Origin of the sequence: Streptomyces sp. NPDC046870 (assembly GCF_040704595.1) — a bacterium.
Lineage (GTDB): Bacteria > Actinomycetota > Actinomycetes > Streptomycetales > Streptomycetaceae > Streptomyces > Streptomyces argyrophylli.
This window is the reverse complement of sequence record NZ_JBEYXM010000012.1, coordinates 108,193-128,521: the sequence shown is the minus strand read 5'-3', so window position 1 is coordinate 128,521 and position 20,329 is coordinate 108,193. Positions and strand designations below refer to the sequence as shown.

Here is a 20,329-nt window from a genome sequence, read left to right as displayed (position 1 = left end):
TCTTGATTTAAGGAATGAGATAAGGGCGCGTCAATACTCTGGTACAGACCTCCCGCTGACGGTCCGTCACCCCACCGGTGCCTGCCCGCCGCCCGCGCTCAGCCGGCGGAAGGCTCCCGCACGCGCCGGTGCACACCCCGGCCGAGCCGCCGCCCCAGCAGCAGCCAACCCAGCAGCGCCCCGGTCGTGTTGAGGATGACGTCGTCGATGTCGAAGGCCCGGCCGGTGACCAGAGCGCCCTGGACCAGCTCCACCATCAGCATCACGAGGGCCGTCAGCGCGAGGACCTGGAGCACACCCCGGGCGCGCGGCGCGAGGACCGGCACCAGCACCCCGAACGGCACGCCGAGCAACACGTTGCCGCCGAGCTGCCTCAGCGCGTCCCGCATCGACGCGTCCTCCAGATAGGCCCTGAGCGAGCGGCCCGGGTGCAGATTGCTGTGCGTCAGCGGCACCGACGCGGGCGACGGCTGGAGCGTGATGCGGGCCAGGGCGACGGCGAACGCGACCATGCACGCGAAGGCGACGAGGATCGCCAGCAGCCGGACGGGCAGCGGCCACACGTGCCGGGGACGGCCCTCCGCGGGGGTCCGCCCCCCGGTGTCCGCGGCCGGCCGCTGTTCCCGGGCGGGGCGGGCCTCCCCGGCCGGCCGCTGTTTCCGGGGAGCTCGCAGGATGCCCGGCAGGCGCTGCACGGTACGGGCCATGTGGTCCTCCACTAGTCAACCTCCGCGTCGTGAACGTCGGTTACCCGCGCCGCGCCCCGGGATGCCCGCCGCCCGGCTCCCTCCCGTGGTTTCCGTTCACGCCTGCGGGGCACTCCGGGCGCGGGCCCGCGTGCCGCCGCTCCCGCCCGGCTCCGGTGGTGCTTGGATGCCCCCAGCGGCACTCCGGACACATCGCCGCGTATCCGAGCAGAGCGGTCGAGGAGGTGCTGCATGACCCGTCGTACGGCACCCCGCGCCTTCCTCCTCGTCGCCGGTGAACTCCTCGCCTGGTGGGCGGTGCTCGCACTGCTGTGGCTGGTGCTGATCAGCACGGTGGACACCCTGGAACGGATCGTCGGCGCGAGCTGCGCCGCCGTGGGCGCGGTCCTCGCCCGGGCCGGGCGGCGGGCGGTGACGTGGCGGTGAACGGCTGGATCCTCGCGGCGACCGTCGAGCTGGGCGGGGCAGGCGCGGCCGCCCTGTGGGGCGTGACCACCGGCCCGCCGGCCCGCCGGGTCATCGCCCAGAACATGACCACGTCCGCCGTCTGCCCCGCCCTGCTGCTCCTCGCCCAGGGCTACGGCCGTCCCTCCTACGTCGACCTCGCCCTGCTGCTGGCGCTGCTCGGCCCGGTCGGCACGCTCGTCTTCGCCCGGCTGCTCTCCGACGACCTCGCCGGACGACGACCGAGCGCGTGGGCACTGACCTGGGCGGCGGCGGGCCTGGGCGCGGCGGTCGTGCTCGCCCTGTGCGTGGCCGGCGCCCCGGGCCGGGCGACGGTGAAGCTGCTGGTGGTCGGCGCCCTGCTGATCAGCGGCAACCTGATCGCCTCCCGCGCCCTGGCGGGAGGATTCCGGGGGGTGCGGGGTGGCTGACGGGACGCCGGGGGCGGCCGGTGGCCGGTGCGCCCCGCGCGGCGGGCGCGCGCCGGCCCGTACGGCGAGGGCGGGTGGCGTGTGTCCGACGCACTGATCGTCGTCGTCCTGCTGCTCGTGGCCGGGTCGGCCACCGCGGCCGTGGCCCAGCGCGACCCCGCCCGCCAGGCGCTCGTGCTGTCCTTCCTGGGCGTGCTGCTGGCCACGCTGTTCACCGTGCTCCAGGCCCCGGACGTCGGCCTGTCCCAGCTCGCCGTCGGGTCCGTCCTCACCCCCCTGCTGATCATGCTCTCGGTACGCAAGGTCAGACGCCGGGGCCGCTCCGAGGAGGAGAGCGGGTGAACCGGCTGCGGCTGTGGCTGCTGGCCGTCGGCGGCGCGGGCCTGGCCGCCCTGCTCGCCGCCGCCTGCCTCGACCTGCCCGGCTTCGGCGGGTCCCGCCACCCGTACGGCGACCGCGCCGTCCACGCCTCCCTCTCCCGGCACACCGCCAACACCATCGCCTCGGTCAACTTCGACCAGCGCGCCTACGACACCCTCGGCGAGACGAGCATCCTGTTCGCCGCCGTCCTCGGCTGCGTGGTGCTGCTGCGCGAGGCCCGCGACGAGCACCGGGCACGGCCCGAACCCACCGACGTGGCCCGTCCGGTCCGGCGCTACGCCCTGCTCGTGCTGCCCGTGGCCCTGGTCACCGGCCTGTACGTCATCGCCCACGGCCAGCTCAGTCCCGGCGGCGGCTTCCAGGGCGGGGTCGTCGCCGCGACCGCCCTGCACCTGCTCTACCTCGGCGCCGACTACGACGCGCTGGAACGCGTCCGGCCGCTCGGCGTCTTCGAGACCACCGACGCGCTCGCCGTCTGCTCCTACCTCGTGCTCGGCGCCGCCGGAGTCCTGGCCGGCACCGCGTTCCTGGCCAACACCCTGCTGCCGTACGGCACGTTCAACACGCTGTCGTCCGGCGGCGCCGTCCCCCTGCTGAACGCTGCCGTCGGCATGGAGGTGGCGAGCGCGGTCGTCGTCCTGCTCGCCCACTTCCTCGAACAGGCCGTGCAGATCGAGGAAGAGCCCGGGAGGGGAACACCGTGATGCACGTCCTGCCGTACCTGGTGGCGGTCTACGTCTTCCTGACGGGCTGCTACGGCCTCGCCACCAGCCGGAACCTCATCCACGCCGTCGGCTGCCTCGCGGTCTGCCAGTCCGCCACCTACGTCCTGCTGCTCGCGGTCGGCTACCGCGACGGCGGCACCGCGCCCGTCTTCTCCGACCTGAAGCCCGGCTCCCGGCCGGTGGTCGACCCGGTGGTGCAGGCCCTCACCCTCACCGACATCGTCGTCGGCGCCACCGTCACCGCGCTGCTGCTCGCCCTCGTCCTGCAGATCGCCAAACGGCACGGCACGGTCGATCCCGACGAACTGCGGGAGCTGCGCGGCTGATGCACCACCTGATCCCGCTGCTCGTCGCGGTCCCGCTGCTGGGCGCCGCCCTGCTCGTGGCCACGGGCCGCCACCTGCCCCGGATCGCCGCCGAGATCACCGGATTCGTCTTCTCCGGCGGCACGGCCGCCCTCGCGCTCGTGCTGCTGCTGAACTCCGCGCCGCCGATGACCGAGTGGGTCGGCGGCTGGCTGCCCGTCGGCGGCGAGAGCGTCGGCATCGTCGTGGTCGGGGACGGCCCGGCGCTCGTCATGGCGGCACTGGCCTCACTGCTCACCCTGGCCGCACTCGCCTACTCCTGGCGCTACTTCGACGAGCCCCCGCGCGACCGCACCGGCTCTTTCACCGCGCTGATGCTGGTCTTCCAGGGCGCCATGTGCGGCTTCGCCGTCGCCGGCGACCTGTTCAACGCGTTCGTGTTCTTCGAGCTGATGAGCGTGGTCGCCTACGCCCTGACCGGCTACCGCATCGACGAGGCCAAGGCGGTACAGGGCGCCCTGACCTTCGGGATCGTCAACTCCCTCGGCGCGTACGCGATGCTGACGGGCATCGCCCTGCTGTACGCCCGCACCGGCGAGCTGGCCATGGCGAAGATCGGCGACGGGCTCGACGCCGCCGGGCAGGGCGGGCCGGACGCGCTGGTCCTCGCCTCCTTCGTGCTGGTGCTGACCGGGCTGCTCGTGAAGGCGGCGGCCGTGCCGTTCCACTTCTGGCTCCCGGACGCGCACGCCGTCGCCCCCACCCCGGTCTGCATGCTCCTGTCCGGCGTCATGGTGGAACTCGGCGCCTACGGCGCGTGGCGGGTGTACGGCACCGTCTTCGCCGGACCCGGCGGCATCCCCGCCGCCGACCTGACCCGCGCCCTGGTCACGCTCGGCACCCTCACGGCCGTGACCGGCGCCGTCATGTGCTGGTACCAGCGGCACATCAAACGGCTCCTGGCCTGCTCCACCGTCGCCCACACCGGCCTGTTCCTCGTCGGCCTGGGCGTCCTCACCCCCGAGGGCGACGACGGGGTCGCCCTGTACCTCCTCGGCCACGCGGGCGTGAAGGCCGCCCTGTTCGCCTGCGCGGGCGTCCTGCTGGACCGGTTCGGCAGCGTCGACGAGCACGCGCTGCACGGCCGGGCCCGGGGGCAACTGCGCGCCACCGCGGTGATGTTCGCCGTCGGCGCCCTCGGCCTGGCCGGTCTGCCGCCGTTCGGTACCGCGCTGGGCAAGTCGATCACCGAGGAGGCGGTCGGCGGCCCGCTCACCGTGGTGTACGTGGCCGCTTCCGCGATCACCGCCGGCGCGGTCCTGCGGGTCACCGCCCGCGTCTTCCTGGGCCTCGGACCGCGCCCCGAGGACGCCGAGTACGAGACCAGCGGCTCCGGCGAGGAACCCGAGACGGCCGGCCCGCTGCGCCGCGTCCCGGACACCATGACCACCGTGCCCGCCGTGCTGCTCGCCGCCTCCCTCGCCGTCGGGGTGACCCCCGGTTTCGGCGCCCTGGTCGGCCGCTCCGTCGCAGAGGCCGGTTCGGGCGGCGCCCACGCCCCGGCGCACTGGGCCCTGCCCGGCGTCCTGCTGGGCGTGGCCTCCACCGTGCTGGCCCTGGCCCTGGCCGGCCTCGCCGTCACCCGACCGGGCTGGGTGGCCGCGCCCGAATGGGCCACGCCCCTCAGACGCCTTCAGTCCGGGCACGTCGGCGACTACGTGGCCTGGCTGCTGGTGGGCGCGACCATGCTGGGGGCGCTGGCCCTGCCGGGGATCCTGGGTTCCTGATCAGGTCCCGTACGTGATGCGCACCTCCGTGAAGCCGAGGGAGCGCAGCAGGCCCTGGAGCATACCGGTGGTGTTGCGTTCGGCCCGGGCGGTCAGCCCGCTGGTGCGCGCCGCGTCCCCGATGTGCCGGACGGCGAGCTTCTGTACGGCCTGCTCGCTGTTGGGATTGTCGGAGAACAGGTCACCGAGCCGGTCCAGCAGCCCGCGCTGTTTGGACACGGCGTAGGAGTGGTCGGGGTCGAGGGCCGGTTTGCCGAGCCGCGCGTGCGGCAGCCGGATGGTGGCGGACGTGCGGTCGTCGTTGACCGTCACGTCCTTCTCGCCGACCCGGCCCAGGTCGACGTAGGCGTCCACGGTGCCCGCGCCGACGTACAGGGTGCGGGTGCCGCGGATCGCGTCGGGCAGGAACTTCGCGTCCTTGTCCAGGTCCACGACGACCTGGAAGTTGCCCGACGCGGCGTCGTAACGGCTCATGTCCTGGATGGACTTGAGCAGAGCCGGGCCGGAGCGGTCGTGGGTCTCGGTGCCGAACAGGTCCTTGATGCCGGGCAGTACGGCCAGCCGGATGCCGGCGAACAGTACGGCGAGCACCAGCACGAGCGCCGCCACGGCCTTGGCCCACCCCGGCAGGCGTCTCATGGAAGTCGTCATCGCGACGGTCCTCCTTCCTGTTGACCGCATGCCCGCCAACGGCCGGAGCAGACCGGCGCGTCGGCCGAATCGCACGCATGACGCGGGCGCGGCGGTCAGCGCCGGCCAAGCCGGACAGGCGAAGGCGGTGAACCGGCCGCCCGCCGCCCCGGCCGGACTCGGCGGCCGGCGGCAGCCGGTGTCACAGCGAGCCGGACGCGGCCCCGGAGCAGGCCAGGGCCGCGTCCAGGCTGGGGTGCGCGGGCAGCAGCCGGGCCAGACCGGTGACCCGGAACACGCGCAGGGTCAGCGGGTGCGTGCACACGAGGTGCAGCCGCCCGCCGCGTTCCAGCACCCGGGCGCGCGCCCGGTACAGCAGTCGCAGCCCCGAGCAGTCGAAGAACTCCACGGGCCGCAGGTCGATCACGACCCGGGCCCCGGGCCGGTCGGTGGCCCGGTCGACGAACGGGCCGATCTCCGTCGCCGAGACGATGTCGATCTCACCGCGGAACTCCAGCACCGTGTGCCCGCGGTACGCGTACATGCCCAGTTGCCGGGGGAGAGGCACGGGTTCGTGTCGCACCTCGCCACCACCTCCCACCCGCGCCCGGACGTCGTTTCCCGATCGTCAAGTTACCCTCGATGGAAGGAATTTGAGCATGTTCGATTGACATATGTCTTCGAGTTTGTGGCGTGTCGGCGCGCCGCGCTCAGTCCGCCAGCAGCACCAGCTTCCCCGTCGTCCGCCCGGTCTCGCCCAGCTCGTGCGCCTTCGCCGCGTCGGCCAGCGGGAACGTCCCGGCGATCGTCGCCTTCAGCCGGCCGGACTCCGCCAGCTCCGCGACCGCCCGCATCCCGGCCCGGTCGGCGTCGACCAGCATCCGCACCGCCCGCACCCCGAGCCGCTCGGCCTCCTCGTGGAACTCCGCGGAGCCCATCGGCACGATCGACACCACGACCCCGCCCGGCCGCAGCACCCGCAACGAGCGCACGGAGGTCTCACCGCCGAGGGTGTCCAGGACGACGTCGACGTCCCGCACCGTCTCCGTGACGTCCGTCGTGTGGTAGTCGACCGGCTCGTCCACACCGATCTCGCGCAGGAAGCCGTGCTTGCCCGCGCTCGCCGTCCCGATCACGTAGGCCCCGCGCGCCTTGGCGATCTGCACGGCCACATGGCCGACCCCGCCGGCCGCCGCGTGGACCAGCACCCGCTGCCCCGGCCCGACGTCCGCGTGCTCGGTCAGCGCCTGCCAGGCGGTCAGGGACACCAGCGGCAGCGCGCCCGCCTGCACATGGTCGAGGGAGGCCGGCTTGTGCACCAGCGCCCGCGCCGGGACCGTGACGTACTCGGCGTGCGAGCCGTGGCCGAAGGGGTACGGCACCATGCCGAAGACCTCGTCGCCGGGCCGGAACGCGGCCACGCCGATCCCCGTCTCCGCGACCTCGCCGGAGACGTCCCAGCCGAGGACGAACGGGGGCCGGCCCAGGAAACCGCCGGTGGCCCGGTGCTTCCAGTCGGTGGGGTTCACCCCGGCGGCCCGCACCCGGACCAGCACCTCGTTCGGACGCGGCTTCGGCCGCTCGACCCGCACTTCCCTCAGGACCTCGGGACCGCCGAGGACGTCCTGGCTGATGGCTCGCATCGTGTTCACATCGCTCATGGTCACCCAGCCTGCCCAAGTCCGCCCGGCCGGGAAATGGCATGAATGCCAACCTTCGATAGGATCGTGCCATGCATGGCACACCGAGTCCCGAACGCGTGGTCGTCCTGGCCCTCGACGGCGTCTACCCCTTCGAGCTGGGCATCCCCAGCCGCATCTTCGGCGCCGCCGACGGCCACTACGAGGTGTTCACCTGCTCGGTCGACGGCCGCCCGGTGCGCACCAACGCCGACTTCACCATCGGTGTCGCCCACGGCCCCGAGATGCTGGAGACGGCCGGCACGGTGGTCGTCGCCTCCATGGCGCCCTCCCACATCCCCACCGAGCTGCCGGCGGAGGTCACCGCCGCGCTCGACCGGATCCGCCCGGACGCCCGCATCGTCTCCATCTGCACGGCCGCCTTCGTCCTCGCCGAGGCCGGACTGCTCGACGGCCGCCGGGCGACCACCCACTGGCAGGTGACCGACCCGTTCCGCCGCCGCTACCCGCAGGTGGACCTCGACCCGGACGTCCTCTTCGTCGACGACGGCCGCATCCTCACCTCCGCCGGCGCGGCCTCCGGCGTCGACGTCTGCCTGCACATCGTCCGCACCGACCACGGCAGCGAACTGGCGAACGCCGTCGCCCGCCGCTGTGTCGTGCCCCCGTTCCGGGACGGCGGCCAGGCCCAGTACATCGAGCAGCCGGTCCCCGAGAGCAGTGCCGCCGGCACGGCCGCGACCCGCGCCTGGGCGCTGGAACGGCTGGACCAGCCGCTCACCCTGGCCGACCTCGCCGGGCACGCACGGATGAGCCTGCGCACCTTCGCCCGCCGCTTCGGCGACGAGGTCGGCCTCAGCCCCGGCCGCTGGCTGATCCAGCAGCGGGTGGCCCGCGCCCGGCACCTGCTGGAGGCCAGCGACCTGCCGGTGGACCGGATCGCCGCCGAGGTGGGCTTCGCCACCGGCGCCTCGCTGCGCCAGCACCTGCACGCGGCGATCGGGGTGTCCCCGCAGGCCTACCGGCGCACCTTCCAGCGGGCCCGCTGAACGTTCCGTCCGGCTCCGGCGTCGAAGGACCGCACGGAGCACGGGAGAACAGGGGCGGCGATGCGCACAGGGTTCGTGGCGACGGCGGTACTGACGGCCGTGACGGTGGGGGCGGTGGCGGGGTGTGACGACGGACCCCGGCCCGGCCTGGTGGTGAAGGGCAGCCCGCCGGCGACCCCCTACAGCGGTCCGCTCTCCCTCCCCACCAGGGAACTCGACGAGAGCACGCCCCGGGCGCTGCGCCTGGCCTCCGGGGCGGCCGGCCGGGCGCTGGAGTGCGACGGGCAGATCTTCGAGGGCGCCGGGCCCGACGGGTGGAGCGGGTCCGACGCGGGGGACACCCCGCAGGAGGGGCTGGCCCTGTTCTTCCGCATGGTGCAGCCCGAAGTGCCCGACCACGGATACCGCGTGGAACGCCGGGAGGCGGACCGGGTCCTGTACTCCTACGACGTGGACGGCCGCACCAAGGTGGCGGTCGTGGTGGCCGAGGACCAGAAGGACCGGCCCGGCTGGGGCCCGGAGACGTACGCCGCCTGTGACCCGGCCGAACTGCCCGCGAGCTTCACGGCCACCACGGACTGGCAGATCTGGACCGACCGCGCGGGCCGCAGGGTGCCGGTGTCCCGGCTGCACGGCTCGGCGGGGCCGGAGCACTGCGGCTGGCAGTCCGCCGGCTTCCTCGCCCTGGACGGCCGGACCTACGCACGCGACCCCGAGGGCGTGCTGGGCCGGGACGGACTGCTCCGGGCGCCCTACCGCGCGAAGGTCCGCATGCCCGCCGACGCCCGGGACACCGGGTACCGCTTCCGCGACCGGCGGCTGTGGCTGACGGCGGACAAGGACACGGCGTACGTCCGCACGGACCACGGGGTGGAGGCGTGGCCGCGGGTGAGACAGGGCGTGGGGTGCGACTGACCGGCCGGGAACGTCCGGCTCGCCGCCCCGCTCCGGCGCGCCCGGACACGCCCCGGGCAACTCCGTGCGGGGACCGGGGCCCACGGCCACACTGATCGGGACGATCACGCAGAGGAGGCCGTACGCCATGACCCCGCCCCCCGCCCGCAGCGCCGGACAGCGCAAGAAGGACACCCTGCACCGGCTGGACCACGACGTCGACGCGTGGGTCGCCACCGCAGGCCCCGACGGCGCGGCGCCGTACCTCGTGCCGCTGTCGTTCGTGTGGGACGGCAGCTGTCTGCTGATCGCCACCCCGGCGGACAGCCCCACCGGCCGCAATCTCGTGGCCACCGGCCGCGCCCGCCTCGGCATCGGCCCCACCCGGGACGTCGTCCTGGTCGACGGCGGAGTCCGCGCGGTGACACCCGAGGACCTGCCCGAGGAGGACGCCGAGGTCTTCGCCGGGAAGACCGGGTTCGACCCGCGCCGACTGGCCGCCCGCTACCTGTACTTCAGGGTCTTCCCGGAGCGGATCCAGGCCTGGCGCGAGGAGAACGAGCTGCGCGGGCGGGAGTTGATGCGCGACGGACGGTGGCTGCCCGCCGACTGAATCGGGGGGCCGGGGATATCCGCTGGGAAGAGGACACTTCCCGGGAGGACCCATGACACTGGTGAAAGCGGGCGTGGTCGTGCTGGACTGCGCCGAACCCGAGAAACTCGCCGAGTTCTACCGTGAGTTGCTGGAGGGGGAGCGGATCAGCGCGTCCGCCAACCTCGTGGAGATCAGGGGCGCCGACGGCGTGCGGCTGGCCTTCCGGCGCGACGTCAACGCCACCCCGCCCAGCTGGCCGCGCCCGGAGAACTCCCTCCAGGCCCATCTCGACTTCCTCGTCGAGGACCTGGACGAGGCCGAGCGACGCGTGGTGGGACTCGGCGGCCGGCCGATCGAGACGAGGGACGCGGCGGGCCCGTACGAGGAACGGGGCTACGCCGACCCGGCCGGCCACTCCTTCACCCTGCGCCTGGTGCCGCCGACGGCACCGAAGCAGGGCTGACCGAGGCGAAGCGGGGCGGACCGGCCGCGGTGGTGCCGGGGCGGAAGTGCACCCCGGCGCCGCGGCGGTGGTCCGCCGGGACGCCGGGGCGGGGGGTGGGCGGTCCGGTCAGTCCCGGCCGCCCTTGTCGGCCGCAGGCCACACGCCTGTCGTCCGGGCGATGGCCTTCGCGCCGGTGCGGTCCACGGCGCTGCGCACCACGGCGAAGATGGCGCCCTGGACCGCGGCGGCCAGCAGGATTTCTCCCCAGCCGCGGTCCGGGTCCAGGGCGTCGGGGGCGTCCTCCTCGTGCCGGATCGCCATCCACGCCTTGCGGAAGGCCATACCGGCCAGCGCGCCGCCCGCCCAGCTGAGCACGAATCCCACCGGCTGATAGACGAGAGGGAGCTTCTTCTTCTTGTTCTTGGCCATGTGTGACTACTTCCTCGTCATCCGGCCCTCATGCGGGCCGTCCTTGCGGGGCCACCCGTTCGCCCGGGGGCACCGGACCCGGCGGTGTACCGTCACCGAACGGCCGGCCGCCCAGCTCGGCGCGGCCGTGCGGGCTCAGCCAGCCGCCGAGGTCCGGGCCGACCGGCACGATGCCGGTCGGGTTGATACCGGTGTGCACCTGGTAGTAGTGCCGCTTGATGTGGTCGAAGTCCACGGTGTCGCCGAACCCCGGCGTCTGGAACAGGTCCCTGGCGTACGCCCACAGCACCGGGTGCTCCGCCAGCTTCCAGCGGTTGCACTTGAAGTGGCCGTGGTAGACCGCGTCGAAGCGGACCAGCGTGGTGAACAGCCGGATGTCCGCTTCCGTGAGGGTGTCCCCGACCAGATACCGCTGTCCGGACAGCCGCTCGCCGAGCAGTTCCAGCCGTCGGAACACCGCCGTGCACGCCTCCTCGTACTCCTTCTGGTGGGTGGCGAAACCGGCCCGGTACACCCCGTTGTTCACGTCCTCGTAGACCTCGGCCATCACCTCGTCGATCTCGTCGCGCCGGCCCGCCGGGTACAGGTCCGGGGCGCCGGCGCGGTGCAGGGCCGTCCACTCGGTGGCCAGGTCCAGGGTGATCCGCTGGTAGTCGTTGGTGACCAGCCGCCCGCTGGGGACGTCCACGAGCGCGGGCACGCTCACCCCGCCGGGATAGCCGGTCTCACGCTTGTCGTACGCCTCGCTGAGGAACCGGATGCCCAGCACCGGGTCCCGCCCGTCCGGGTCCAGGGTGAACCGCCAGCTGCGGTCGTCCTGGACCGGATCGGTGACCGCCATCGAGAGCGCGTCCTCCAGACCCAGCAGCCGGCGCGATATCACCGCGCGGCTCGCCCACGGACAGGCGCGGGAGACCACCAGCCGGTAGCGGCCCGCCTCGACCGGCCAGCCGTCCCGGCCGTCGGCGGTGATCCGGTCCTGGAAGTGGCTCCTGGACCGGCTGAAGGTCCGGTGTCCGTAGGCGCGGTTGCCGTCGCCGCTCATGTCTCCTCCTCGCCGAACGGGTGGTCCTGGCCACCGCGTTCCCCGTTTCGCCCGGCCGGCACGGTGTGAGCGGCCCGGTCGGGGGCAAGCGGCGAGAGATGAGCGGGACATCCTCGGAACACGAGCCGGCCGCACGAACGGCCGAGAACAACGGAACACGCCCGTCCGACACCCCGGACGGCACATGGGCGCGGGCGCAGGCTCCGGACGGCGCGCCGCAACGGGGGCACGCCCCGGGCGGCGTACCGGAGCGGGCCGAAGCTCGGGACGGCACCCCGGCGCGGGCAGAGGCCGCGGACGGCGCGCCGGCACCGACACGCGCCTTTGGCGGTGCGCAGCCGCGGGCACACGCCACGGAACGTGCCACCGACCGGGCGGCGTCGCCGCCCCACGCGTCGCGCCCGGAGGCGTCGGCCGCACACGCCCGGGACGGCGAACCCGGTGCCGCACGCGATCACGCCGGTGGCGACGGTGGCGACGGTGGCGATGCCGGTGACCGAGCCGGTGCCAAGGGTGACCGGCACACCAGGATCACCGTCCTCGTGGCGCTCGCCGCCAATCTGGTGATCGCCGTCGCCAAGGCGGTGGGCGGCGTCCTCGCGGGCTCGCCCGCGCTGCTGTCGGAGGCCGCGCACTCGGTCGCCGACAGCCTCAACGAGGTGTTCCTGCTCGCCGCCCTGCGCCGCAGCCGCCGTCCCGCCGACGCCCGGCACCCCTTCGGCTACGGCAAGGAGCGCTTCTTCTGGTCGCTGCTCGCCGCCGTCGGCATCTTCGTCATGGGCGGCTGCTTCTCCGTCTTCCAGGGCGTCGAAGCCCTGCGCAACGGCGCCGAGGAGAAGTTCAGCGGCTACGTGGCGGGTCTGATCGTGCTGGGCGTCGCCCTGCTCGCCGAGGGCCTCTCGCTGCTGCGGGCCCTGCAGCAGGTGCGCAGGCAGGGCGGCGGCCTGAGCGCGCTGCGCGACCCGGCGCTGCGCACGGTGATCGCCGAGGACGGCACGGCGGTGCTCGGCGTGACCCTCGCCCTGATCGGCATGGCCCTGCACATGGTGACCGGGCAGGTCGTCTGGGAGGCGTCCGCCTCGCTGGCCATCGGCCTGCTCCTCGTCTACGTCGCCTACCGGCTCGGCCGCGACGCCCGGGCCCAGCTGATCGGGGAGGCCGCCGACCCGGAACTGAGCGGCAGGATCCGCGCGCTGCTGCGGGCGCAGCCGGAGATCGACAGTGTGGTGGCGCTGTTCACGATGAAGATGGGCCTCGACTCCACGCTGGTCGCCGCCCGCGTCGACCTCGCGCCGGGCCTGGACAGCGAACGCGTCGAGGAGGTCGCCGTACGCATCAAACGGTCCCTCGCGCGGACGTTCCCCGAGGCCGACCAGATCTTCCTCGACGTGACCGACCGGCCGGCGGGGGAGGCACGCGAGAGCCCCGCCGCGACGGGGGAACGCGGCGGGGCCTGACGCACGAGTGCCCCTGTGGAGGCCGGTTCACACCTCCCGGAACAGATTTTTCTGGATCCGGGGGGTCCCCGGCCTGAATCAGCTCTCGTCGAGCGGCTCCAGCACGAAGACCGGGATCTCCCGGGACGTCTTCGTCTGGTAGTCGGCGTACGCCGGGAACGCGGCCACCGCGCGCTCCCACCACTCGGCCTTCTCCGCCCCGGTGACCTCGCGGGCCCGCATGTCACGCTTCACCGGGCCGTCCTGCAACTCGACGTGCGGGTCGGACTTCACGTTGAAGTACCAGACCGGATGCTTGGGCGCGCCGCCGAGGGAGGCGACCGCCGCGTACCGGCCCTCGTGCTCCACCCGCATCAACGGCGTCTTGCGGATCTTCCCGCTCTTCGCGCCCCGCGTGGTCAGCACGATCACCGGCAGCCCGGTGTCGAGCAGCGTCGTCCCCTTCGTCCCGCCCGAGCTCTCGTACAACTCGACCTGCTCGCGCACCCACTGCGTCGGGCTGGGCTCGTACTCGCCCTCAAGAGGCATGGGATTCCGTTCCCTTCGTCGGTCCAAACGGCTGCCTGCCACCGTGACAACGACGGTGACGCCGCGAATCATCCGTACCGCGCGCCGACTGCGCCGAAGGGGTGACCGCCGTCCGGCCTCGTCATCACCCGCGGAGCCGCGGTGATGACCTCCGGGGTCATCGCGCCGCCCCGCCGCGCGCGGCACAGTGGTCCGCGTCCCGATCACCGCCCACCCCGGGAGGGAACCACCCATGTCCGCAGACCGCACCGCCGCGACCCGCGCCGTCGTCCGGGAACTGCTCCGCAGGATCGGCCAGGGCGATCCGGAGCGGATCGCCGAGCTGTACGCGGAGGGCTGCGACTGGCGGCTGGACTGGCCCGAGGAGGAGCACGGCCGAGCCGACACCCCGTGGATCCGGCACCGGGCCACCCGCGCCGACGCCGCCGCCCACTACCGGGAGCTGGCCGCCCACCACGTGCCCGAGGAGGCCGGCACCACCATCGAGCGCGTCCTGGCCGACGGTGAGGACGCGGTCGTGCTCGGCGTCATCCGGCAGACCGCCGCCCCGACCGGACGGGCCTACGCCGCCCGGTTCGCCCTCCACCTCACCGTCCGCGAGGGCCTGGTCGTACGGCACCACGTGTACGAGGACAGCCTCGCCGTCGCCCGTGCCTTCGCCCCCGAAGAGCGCCACGCGCAGCTGCCGTGACCAGGCGCGACGGGGCGGACACCGGCCGCGGCCCCCGTGCGGCGCGCCGGCCGTGGCCGGTTTCCGCCGGTCGGACCCCGGGTACTTCGGCCAGATGACGAAGGTCACCCATGTGGCCGAACTTGGCGTCGACCCATAGGTGCCTGGGGCATCTAATGAAGATCGGCACGACGCACTCTTCGTCTGCGAGGTCTTTCCATGACGGAACTGACGGACATCACCGGCCCGGCTGCCCCGCCCGCCCCCGTCGCCTTCCCCCAGGACCGCACCTGCCCCTACCATCCGCCCACCGGCTACGGCCCGCTGCGCGACGGGCGCCCCCTGTCCCGTGTCACCCTCTACGACGGCCGCGAGGTCTGGCTGGTCACCGGTTACTCCACCGCCCGCACCCTGCTCGCCGACCCCCGCCTGTCCACCGAGCGCCGCCGCCCCGGCTTCCCCGTGCCCACGCCCCGGTTCGAGGCCGGCCGCGACCGCAGGGTGGCCCTGCTGGGGGTGGACGATCCCGAGCACCACCGGCAGCGGCGGATGCTGATCCCGTCGTTCACCGTCAAACGCGCGGCGGCGCTGCGCCCCTGGATCCAGCGGATCGTGGACGAACTGCTGGACGCGATGATCGCCCAGGGGCCGCCCGCCGAACTGGTCTCCGCCTTCGCGCTGCCCGTGCCGTCGATGGTGATCTGCGGCCTGCTCGGCGTGCCGTACGCCGACCACGAGTTCTTCGAGGAGCAGTCCCGCCGGCTGCTGCGCGGTCCGACCGCCGACGAGACGGTGCGGGCCCGCAACCGGCTGGAGGACTACCTCGGCGGACTGATCGACGCCAAGGCGGGGGAGGCCGAGCCCGGCGACGGCATCCTCGACGAGCTGGTCCACGACCGGCTGCGCACGGGGGAGCTGGACCGTGCCGACGTCGTGTCACTGGCCATGATCCTGCTGGTCGCCGGCCACGAGACCACCGCCAACATGATCTCCCTCGGCACCTACACCCTGCTCCGGCACCCCGGCCGGTTGGCCGAGCTGCGCGCCGATCCGGCGCTGCTGCCCGCCGTCGTGGAGGAGCTGATGCGGATGCTGTCCATCGCGGAGGGCCTCCAGCGGGTGGCGCTGGAGGACATCGAGATCGCCGGCACCACGATCCGGGCCGGTGACGGCGTGCTCTTCGGGACGTCCGTGATCAACCGCGACACGTCCGTGTACGACGACCCCGACACCCTGGACTTCCACCGCTCCGACCGCCACCACGTCGCCTTCGGTTTCGGCATCCACCAGTGCCTGGGCCAGAACCTGGCCCGCGCGGAACTGGAGATCGCCCTCGGCAGCCTGTTCACCCGGCTGCCGGAGCTGCGGCTGGCCGCGCCGGCACAGGACATCCCCTTCAAACCCGGCGACACGATCCAAGGAATGCTGGAACTCCCGGTGACCTGGTAAGAGGCTCTGCTCATGCACATCGACATCGACAAGGACGTCTGTATCGGCGCCGGGCAGTGCGCGCTGGCCGCGCCGGGCGTCTTCACCCAGGACGACGACGGCTACAGCACACTCGTGCCCGGGCACGAGGACGGCGGGGGCGACCCCATGGTCCGGGCGGCGGCACGCGCCTGCCCGGTCAGTGCGATCACCGTCCGGGACAGCACCGGCTGACGACCGCCCGGCGGTACGGCGCCCGGACCGCCGTACCGCCGGACGATCCCCGACGTGGCGAGCCCGGCCCGATCCGGCCCTAGCCCGCCTCGCGGACGTATCCGGCGCTGCCCGGCGTGGACACGTCCCGGTCCCGGCGGACGATGCTCAGCCGGTCGCCCCAGCGGGCGCGGGCCGCGCGCAGGCCGGCGTCGGTGTACTCGATGTCCACCACCCGGTCGTCGAACGCCTTCGCGTACACCTCGCACTCGTCGTACTGTCCGCACTCCTCCGTCACCGCGAAGTCCAGGCCGGCCCGCGCGCGCCGCCCGGCCAGCTCCGCGGTGTTCTTCTGGCCGACGGCCAGCCGCCGGGTGTGCGCGTGCCGGGACAGCAGGCGCATGAAGGCCGTCGCGTCGGACGCGGTGAGCAGTCCGTGGGAGCGGGTGTAGCTGTCGTAGTTGTCGGGCTCGACGGCGTCGAAGCCCTTGTCCGCGCAGCCGTCGATCCAGCGGTTCACCCGCCGCGCCACCCGCTCCCGCCTGGCCGGGGTGCCGATGTCGAGCAGCGGCTCGTCCCAGTCCTCGTCGACGACGATCCGGCCCCGCGCGTCGCGCAGCAGCAGGTCGGCCGGCCAGGAGGAGCGCTCGGCGGGCTGGGCCTGGAAGGCGTTGACGTAGCAGATGTTGTACAGGCCCCGCGCGGGGGAGTCCGACCGGTCGCGGCTGACGATCCGCACGCCCGTGGGCGGGGGATAGGCACCGCCGATCTGGTAGTCGAACCCGGCGTGCCGCGGGGGCAGCCGGACCGTGGTGCCGCGCGGCGCCCCGTCCCCGTCCCGGTGCTCGCCGGAGCCGCACCCGGACAGCGCCGTCACCGCGACGACCAGGGCCGCCGCCAGGGCGCCCGGGGCCGTGCGCGCACCCGTGGCGCCGAGAACACGTGTCAGGGGCACGTCCGCTCCGTCCTGCCCACGCCGGGCGGCGCGGACGCGCAAGGATCACATCGCCCGCACGCTCCGGACGTCAAGTCGGCCCCCGCCGCACGTCGTAGGCTCGGCCGTGACCATCGTCCCGAAGGCAGGAGCAGCAACGATGCAGTACGTGAAGCTCGGTTCCACCGGCCTGGACGTCTCGCGGATCTGTCTGGGCTGCATGACCTACGGAGTGCCCGACCGCGGCACGCACGAGTGGACCCTGGACGAGGAGGCGTCCCGTCCGCTGATCCGGCAGGCGCTGGAGGCGGGCATCAACTTCTTCGACACCGCGAACGTCTACTCCGACGGCACCAGCGAGGAGATCGTCGGCAAGGCCCTGCGGGACTTCGCCCACCGCGACGAGATCGTGCTCGCCACCAAGGTGCACGGCCGGATGCGGCCGGGTCCCAACGGCGCCGGCCTGTCCCGCAAGGCCATCATGAGCGAGATCGACCACAGCCTGCGCCGCCTCGGCACCGACTACGTCGACCTGTACCAGATCCACCGCTACGACCACACGACCCCCGTCGAGGAGACGATGGAGGCGCTGCACGACCTGGTGAAGGCGGGCAAGGTCCGCTACATCGGGGCGAGTTCGATGTACGCGTGGGAGTTCTCCAAGGCGCAGTACACCGCCGAGCGGCACGGCTGGACCAAGTTCGTGTCCATGCAGAACCACTACAACCTGCTCTACCGCGAGGAGGAGCGGGAGATGCTGCCCCTCTGCGCCGACCAGGGCGTCGGCGTGCTGCCGTGGAGCCCGCTCGCCCGTGGCCGGCTCACCCGTGACTGGGGCGCGGTGACCGAGCGCAGCGCGAACGACGACTTCGGCAGCCGGCTCTATCTGGAGAGCGACCACGCGATCGTCGAGGCCGTCACCCGGATCGCCGGGGAACGGGGCGTGCCGCGCGCCCAGGTGGCACTCGCCTGGCTGCTGCACCAGGACACCGTGGCGGCACCGATCGTCGGCGCCGCCAAGCCGCACCACATCGAGGACGCCGTGGCCGCCGTCGAACTGGAGCTCAGCGAGAAGGAGATCGAGGAGCTGGAGCAGCCGTACACGCCGCACGAGATCAGCGGCCACTGACCGGCCGGTGCGATCCGTGCGGCGCTAACTCCGTGCCGCACGGACCCGCGCCCGCTCTCCGGCGAAGACCGCCCCTCGGCATCGTCAGCGTCCGGCAGCGGCCGCCGATGGGCTCGGCCGAGTAGTCCGGGCGGCGGCACGGACTCGCGCCGGGCGAACGAATCGCCCGCGCCGGCCACTTCAGCCGTCCCGGGCGCCGTGCCGCCCGGGGCCTGTCGGGCGGGTGACCGGCGGTAAAGGGAAGAAATGGCGGCCCTTGACGAAATGTCAGCAGGGGAAAAGCCGGGTGGGAAATCCCGAGAATCGGGAGATCGCTTGTTCCGGTGTCTCCGGCTGTGCGAAAGTGCCGCCTCAGGTGGACGTTCGAGCTGCCATGATCTCGCCGTACCGTTCGGTGCGGACTGTTTCCGGTAATGCCCTGGAGGAATTCGGCCGTGACCGACGCAGGCCTGTCGGACGAGCAGCTGAGCGCCGAACTGAAGAAGTGGACGGGAGCGTCGCCCGCCCTGCACCCCGTCGGTGAACTCCTCGACCGGCACTGGGCGGCGGCCTTCGCCTACGCCCGGCTGTGCACCGACGGACCGCGCGCCGCCGGCATGCTCACCACCGCCGCCTTCACCCGGCTCTTCGGTGCGTCCCTCCGGCAGTCCGGCCCGACCGCCGCCTGGCGGCCCCATGTCCTGGTCGCCGTCCGCCGGATCGCGGCCGAGTGGGACACCGACGGCCGTCAGGAGCTGCTGCACCCGGCGCTGCGCTCCGGGCCCGGCACCGGCGAGCCGGCCTCGGCCCGGCTGCTGCCGCCCCCCGGCCGGCGGCTGCTGTCCCGCGCGTTCCAGCGGGTCCCCGAGACCTCCCGCGCCCTGCTGTGGCACACCGAGGTCGAGGCCGAACCGCCGGCCGTGCCCGCCGCCCTGCTCGGCCTGGACGAGGAGGGTGCCCGCGTCGAACTGCGCCGGGCCCGCGAGCGGTTGCGGGAGGAATGCCTCCAGGTCCACCGCGAACTCGCGCCCGAGGGCGACTGCCAGCGCTATGTGCGCATGCTCGACGTGACCTTCCGGCGCGGTGGCACCGACATCGACCCCGACCTGCGACAGCACCTGGCCGGCTGCTCCCACTGCGCCGGGACCGCCGACCAACTCGCCCGCTTCAACGACGGCCTGGCCCTCGCACTCGCCGAGGCGGTCCTCGGCTGGGGAGCCTCCGGCTACCTGGAGTCCCGGGCGGCGGACACGCAGGAGCCGCCGGCCCCGGCCGCCGCCACCGTCGCGCCCGTGCGGCCCCGGGCCGGGGAGGACTTCGCCCCGGCCGGATCCGCCGCACCGGGCGAGAGGTCCGCCCCCGCCCCCGGTCGCCCGGCCCACCGCCGCGCCTCGTACGCCCGCCGCCCGGGGGGAGCACGGTCCACCGTCGCCGAGGGCACGGACGACGCCGGCTTCGGGGCGCCGGGTGCGGGCGGCGCCCGGCGGCCCAGGGGGCGCGGTGCGTCGCGTGTGCGGCGCGGAGGGGGAGCCTCCTCCGCTGTCGCCGACGGCACCGGGTCCACCGAACCGGACGTGCCGGGCGCGCCGGACGCGGGCCGTGATGTGGTCCCCGTCCGCGGCCGAGCCTCCTCGGCCGCCGCCGCAGGCGTCGAGCGCCTGGCAGCCGCCGTGTCCGGCGCGCGGAGCACCCGGCGCCACACGCCCGCGAACCCCGTCACCGCCTCCGGCACGGAAGGTGCCGGACCCGGGCCCGCCTCCCGCCGTTCCGCCCAGCGCGCCGCCCGCCGGGCCCGGCGCCGGAACCTCGCCCTGGCGGTCCTCACCGTCAGCGGTCTGGTCGTCGTACCCCTGGCGCTGTGGTCGGCGCTCGGCTCCGACGACGTGCCGGCGTCCGGCGCCGCCGGGACGCCCTCCCGCGCGCCGGGCGGGGACGCCGCCTCCCCGGGCCCCTCCTGGGCCGGCCGCCACGCCCAGGGCCAGGGCGCCCTGCGCGGCCGGCTGCGCAGCCTCGCCTCCGGGCTGTGCGTCGGAGTCGTCGGCGACAAGGCCGTCCGGGGCGCCGAGACGCAACTCGCCGACTGCTCCGCCGCCCCGGCCCAGCAGTGGACGTACGAGACCGACGGTCTGCTGCGCAGCGCCGCCGCCCGCGATCTGTGCCTGGACTCCCGCCTCGGCTACTCCGTGCGCCTCGCCCCCTGCACGGCCACCGGCGAGGCCGCCCGCGACCTCCACTACGACTTCACCCTCCAGGGAGCCCTGGTGCCGCGCTCCGACCGGGAGCTGGCCCTCACCCCGGCCGCCACCGACGGCTCCGGCGCCCTCGTGCTCAAGACCCGCGCCCCGGGCACCGCCCAGCGCTGGACCATCGACACCGCCCACCCGGACCTGCGGATGGAGAACGTCGACTGGGACGGCGGCAGGACGCCGGTCCCCACCCCGACGCCGCACCGGCCCTGACGGAGCGCGGCCCCGCAGGACGCCA

Annotated in this window: 24 protein-coding genes; 16 read left to right on the top strand and 8 right to left on the bottom strand. The window is 73.9% G+C overall.

Annotation, left to right across the window (positions count from 1 at the left end):
• Window positions 1–98: 98 nt before the first annotated feature.
• Window positions 99–707, bottom strand: a complete 609-nt coding sequence (locus AB0946_RS24830) for a VanZ family protein (RefSeq protein ID WP_366762848.1) — start codon at window positions 705–707, stop codon at window positions 99–101.
• 231 nt (window positions 708–938) lie between these two features.
• On the opposite strand from AB0946_RS24830, the gene AB0946_RS24825 reads away from it, so the two are divergent.
• From AB0946_RS24825 to AB0946_RS24800, 6 genes are all read left to right on the top strand, one after another.
• Window positions 939–1,133 carry a hypothetical protein gene (locus AB0946_RS24825; protein ID WP_366762847.1) on the top strand — a complete coding sequence of 65 codons (195 nt, stop codon included), beginning with the start codon at window positions 939–941 and terminating at the stop codon, window positions 1,131–1,133.
• Window positions 1,130–1,582: an MrpF/PhaF family protein gene (locus AB0946_RS24820; RefSeq protein WP_366762846.1), complete on the top strand. Its 453-nt coding sequence runs from the start codon at window positions 1,130–1,132 to the stop codon at window positions 1,580–1,582. Before AB0946_RS24825 ends, AB0946_RS24820 begins: the two co-directional genes overlap by 4 nt.
• A gap of 81 nt (window positions 1,583–1,663) precedes the next feature.
• Window positions 1,664–1,924 carry a hydrogenase subunit MbhD domain-containing protein gene (locus AB0946_RS24815; RefSeq protein WP_366762845.1) on the top strand — a complete coding sequence of 87 codons (261 nt, stop codon included), beginning with the start codon at window positions 1,664–1,666 and terminating at the stop codon, window positions 1,922–1,924.
• Window positions 1,921–2,667 carry an MnhB domain-containing protein gene (locus AB0946_RS24810; RefSeq protein ID WP_366762844.1) on the top strand — a complete coding sequence of 249 codons (747 nt, stop codon included), beginning with the start codon at window positions 1,921–1,923 and terminating at the stop codon, window positions 2,665–2,667. Before AB0946_RS24815 ends, AB0946_RS24810 begins: the two co-directional genes overlap by 4 nt.
• The gene (locus AB0946_RS24805; RefSeq protein WP_366762843.1) at window positions 2,667–3,014 is read left to right on the top strand and encodes a sodium:proton antiporter; all 348 of its coding nucleotides are present in this window, start codon (window positions 2,667–2,669) and stop codon (window positions 3,012–3,014) included. Before AB0946_RS24810 ends, AB0946_RS24805 begins: the two co-directional genes overlap by 1 nt.
• Complete coding sequence (locus AB0946_RS24800) at window positions 3,014–4,780, top strand: complex I subunit 5 family protein (protein WP_366762842.1); 1,767 nt, start codon at window positions 3,014–3,016, stop codon at window positions 4,778–4,780. The genes AB0946_RS24805 and AB0946_RS24800 overlap by 1 nt, the downstream gene beginning before the upstream one ends.
• Here AB0946_RS24800 and AB0946_RS24795 read toward each other — a convergent pair whose 3' ends face one another.
• From AB0946_RS24795 to AB0946_RS24785, 3 genes are all read right to left on the bottom strand, one after another.
• Window positions 4,781–5,431 (bottom strand): DUF4230 domain-containing protein, encoded by a 651-nt coding sequence (locus AB0946_RS24795; RefSeq protein ID WP_366762841.1) that lies wholly within the window; start codon window positions 5,429–5,431, stop codon window positions 4,781–4,783.
• 181 nt (window positions 5,432–5,612) lie between these two features.
• Entirely contained in the window at window positions 5,613–5,993 is a 381-nt protein-coding gene (locus AB0946_RS24790; protein ID WP_366762840.1) for an anti-sigma factor antagonist, read from the bottom strand.
• A 127-nt stretch (window positions 5,994–6,120) separates the two neighbouring features.
• Window positions 6,121–7,071: an NADP-dependent oxidoreductase gene (locus AB0946_RS24785; RefSeq protein WP_366762839.1), complete on the bottom strand. Its 951-nt coding sequence runs from the start codon at window positions 7,069–7,071 to the stop codon at window positions 6,121–6,123.
• Between the two features lie 71 nt (window positions 7,072–7,142).
• Here AB0946_RS24785 and AB0946_RS24780 point away from each other — a divergent pair, with 71 nt between their 5' ends.
• From AB0946_RS24780 to AB0946_RS24765, 4 genes are all read left to right on the top strand, one after another.
• Complete coding sequence (locus AB0946_RS24780; protein WP_366762838.1) at window positions 7,143–8,099, top strand: helix-turn-helix domain-containing protein; 957 nt, start codon at window positions 7,143–7,145, stop codon at window positions 8,097–8,099.
• Between the two features lie 60 nt (window positions 8,100–8,159).
• Window positions 8,160–9,014, top strand: coding sequence for a hypothetical protein (locus AB0946_RS24775; protein WP_366762837.1), 855 nt, complete (start codon window positions 8,160–8,162; stop codon window positions 9,012–9,014).
• A gap of 127 nt (window positions 9,015–9,141) precedes the next feature.
• On the top strand, window positions 9,142–9,606 hold the full coding sequence (locus tag AB0946_RS24770; protein WP_366762836.1) for a pyridoxamine 5'-phosphate oxidase family protein: 465 nt from the start codon (window positions 9,142–9,144) through the stop codon (window positions 9,604–9,606).
• Window positions 9,607–9,658: 52 nt separating this feature from the next.
• Window positions 9,659–10,051, top strand: a complete 393-nt coding sequence (locus tag AB0946_RS24765) for a VOC family protein (RefSeq protein ID WP_366762835.1) — start codon at window positions 9,659–9,661, stop codon at window positions 10,049–10,051.
• 108 nt (window positions 10,052–10,159) lie between these two features.
• Here the strand turns inward: AB0946_RS24765 and AB0946_RS24760 are convergent, their stop codons facing one another.
• Together AB0946_RS24760 and AB0946_RS24755 are read right to left on the bottom strand one after the other, a co-directional pair.
• Window positions 10,160–10,462: a DUF4235 domain-containing protein gene (locus AB0946_RS24760; protein ID WP_225810607.1), complete on the bottom strand. Its 303-nt coding sequence runs from the start codon at window positions 10,460–10,462 to the stop codon at window positions 10,160–10,162.
• 28 nt (window positions 10,463–10,490) lie between these two features.
• Window positions 10,491–11,507 carry a glutathione S-transferase C-terminal domain-containing protein gene (locus tag AB0946_RS24755; protein ID WP_366762834.1) on the bottom strand — a complete coding sequence of 339 codons (1,017 nt, stop codon included), beginning with the start codon at window positions 11,505–11,507 and terminating at the stop codon, window positions 10,491–10,493.
• 530 nt (window positions 11,508–12,037) lie between these two features.
• Between AB0946_RS24755 and AB0946_RS24750 the strand changes: the two genes are divergently transcribed.
• On the top strand, window positions 12,038–12,964 hold the full coding sequence (locus tag AB0946_RS24750) for a cation diffusion facilitator family transporter (RefSeq protein WP_366762956.1): 927 nt from the start codon (window positions 12,038–12,040) through the stop codon (window positions 12,962–12,964).
• A 78-nt stretch (window positions 12,965–13,042) separates the two neighbouring features.
• On the opposite strand, the gene AB0946_RS24745 is transcribed toward AB0946_RS24750, so the two are convergent.
• A complete protein-coding gene (locus AB0946_RS24745) occupies window positions 13,043–13,492 on the bottom strand; it encodes a nitroreductase family deazaflavin-dependent oxidoreductase (RefSeq protein WP_171150489.1) in 450 nt (149 codons plus the stop codon).
• A gap of 232 nt (window positions 13,493–13,724) precedes the next feature.
• Between AB0946_RS24745 and AB0946_RS24740 the strand changes: the two genes are divergently transcribed.
• The 3 genes from AB0946_RS24740 (at window position 13,725) to AB0946_RS24730 (ending at window position 15,824) form a co-directional block, all read left to right on the top strand.
• Complete coding sequence (locus AB0946_RS24740; protein ID WP_366762833.1) at window positions 13,725–14,183, top strand: nuclear transport factor 2 family protein; 459 nt, start codon at window positions 13,725–13,727, stop codon at window positions 14,181–14,183.
• 198 nt (window positions 14,184–14,381) lie between these two features.
• Entirely contained in the window at window positions 14,382–15,611 is a 1,230-nt protein-coding gene (locus AB0946_RS24735; RefSeq protein ID WP_366762832.1) for a cytochrome P450, read from the top strand.
• 12 nt (window positions 15,612–15,623) lie between these two features.
• Window positions 15,624–15,824 carry a ferredoxin gene (locus tag AB0946_RS24730; protein ID WP_014676634.1) on the top strand — a complete coding sequence of 67 codons (201 nt, stop codon included), beginning with the start codon at window positions 15,624–15,626 and terminating at the stop codon, window positions 15,822–15,824.
• A gap of 79 nt (window positions 15,825–15,903) precedes the next feature.
• Here AB0946_RS24730 and AB0946_RS24725 read toward each other — a convergent pair whose 3' ends face one another.
• Window positions 15,904–16,758: an endo alpha-1,4 polygalactosaminidase gene (locus AB0946_RS24725; protein ID WP_366762831.1), complete on the bottom strand. Its 855-nt coding sequence runs from the start codon at window positions 16,756–16,758 to the stop codon at window positions 15,904–15,906.
• 139 nt (window positions 16,759–16,897) lie between these two features.
• Between AB0946_RS24725 and AB0946_RS24720 the strand changes: the two genes are divergently transcribed.
• Window positions 16,898–17,866, top strand: coding sequence for an aldo/keto reductase (locus tag AB0946_RS24720; protein ID WP_366762830.1), 969 nt, complete (start codon window positions 16,898–16,900; stop codon window positions 17,864–17,866).
• A 434-nt stretch (window positions 17,867–18,300) separates the two neighbouring features.
• Window positions 18,301–20,304, top strand: a complete 2,004-nt coding sequence (locus AB0946_RS24715; RefSeq protein WP_366762829.1) for an RICIN domain-containing protein — start codon at window positions 18,301–18,303, stop codon at window positions 20,302–20,304.
• Window positions 20,305–20,329 lie beyond the last annotated feature (25 nt).

What these genes read in the sequence shown, in the direction of transcription:
- AB0946_RS24830 (WP_366762848.1), bottom strand. Translation starts at nt 707, where the DNA reads ATGGCCCGTACCGTGCAGCGCCTGCCGGGCATCCTGCGAGCTCCCCGG.
- AB0946_RS24825 (WP_366762847.1), top strand. Translation starts at nt 939, where the DNA reads ATGACCCGTCGTACGGCACCCCGCGCCTTCCTCCTCGTCGCCGGTGAA.
- AB0946_RS24805 (WP_366762843.1), top strand. Translation starts at nt 2,667, where the DNA reads ATGCACGTCCTGCCGTACCTGGTGGCGGTCTACGTCTTCCTGACGGGC.
- AB0946_RS24800 (WP_366762842.1), top strand. Translation starts at nt 3,014, where the DNA reads ATGCACCACCTGATCCCGCTGCTCGTCGCGGTCCCGCTGCTGGGCGCC.
- AB0946_RS24795 (WP_366762841.1), bottom strand. Translation starts at nt 5,431, where the DNA reads ATGACGACTTCCATGAGACGCCTGCCGGGGTGGGCCAAGGCCGTGGCG.
- AB0946_RS24785 (WP_366762839.1), bottom strand. Translation starts at nt 7,071, where the DNA reads ATGAGCGATGTGAACACGATGCGAGCCATCAGCCAGGACGTCCTCGGC.
- AB0946_RS24780 (WP_366762838.1), top strand. Translation starts at nt 7,143, where the DNA reads ATGCATGGCACACCGAGTCCCGAACGCGTGGTCGTCCTGGCCCTCGAC.
- AB0946_RS24775 (WP_366762837.1), top strand. Translation starts at nt 8,160, where the DNA reads ATGCGCACAGGGTTCGTGGCGACGGCGGTACTGACGGCCGTGACGGTG.
- AB0946_RS24770 (WP_366762836.1), top strand. Translation starts at nt 9,142, where the DNA reads ATGACCCCGCCCCCCGCCCGCAGCGCCGGACAGCGCAAGAAGGACACC.
- AB0946_RS24765 (WP_366762835.1), top strand. Translation starts at nt 9,659, where the DNA reads ATGACACTGGTGAAAGCGGGCGTGGTCGTGCTGGACTGCGCCGAACCC.
- AB0946_RS24760 (WP_225810607.1), bottom strand. Translation starts at nt 10,462, where the DNA reads ATGGCCAAGAACAAGAAGAAGAAGCTCCCTCTCGTCTATCAGCCGGTG.
- AB0946_RS24755 (WP_366762834.1), bottom strand. Translation starts at nt 11,507, where the DNA reads ATGAGCGGCGACGGCAACCGCGCCTACGGACACCGGACCTTCAGCCGG.
- AB0946_RS24745 (WP_171150489.1), bottom strand. Translation starts at nt 13,492, where the DNA reads ATGCCTCTTGAGGGCGAGTACGAGCCCAGCCCGACGCAGTGGGTGCGC.
- AB0946_RS24740 (WP_366762833.1), top strand. Translation starts at nt 13,725, where the DNA reads ATGTCCGCAGACCGCACCGCCGCGACCCGCGCCGTCGTCCGGGAACTG.
- AB0946_RS24735 (WP_366762832.1), top strand. Translation starts at nt 14,382, where the DNA reads ATGACGGAACTGACGGACATCACCGGCCCGGCTGCCCCGCCCGCCCCC.
- AB0946_RS24730 (WP_014676634.1), top strand. Translation starts at nt 15,624, where the DNA reads ATGCACATCGACATCGACAAGGACGTCTGTATCGGCGCCGGGCAGTGC.
- AB0946_RS24720 (WP_366762830.1), top strand. Translation starts at nt 16,898, where the DNA reads ATGCAGTACGTGAAGCTCGGTTCCACCGGCCTGGACGTCTCGCGGATC.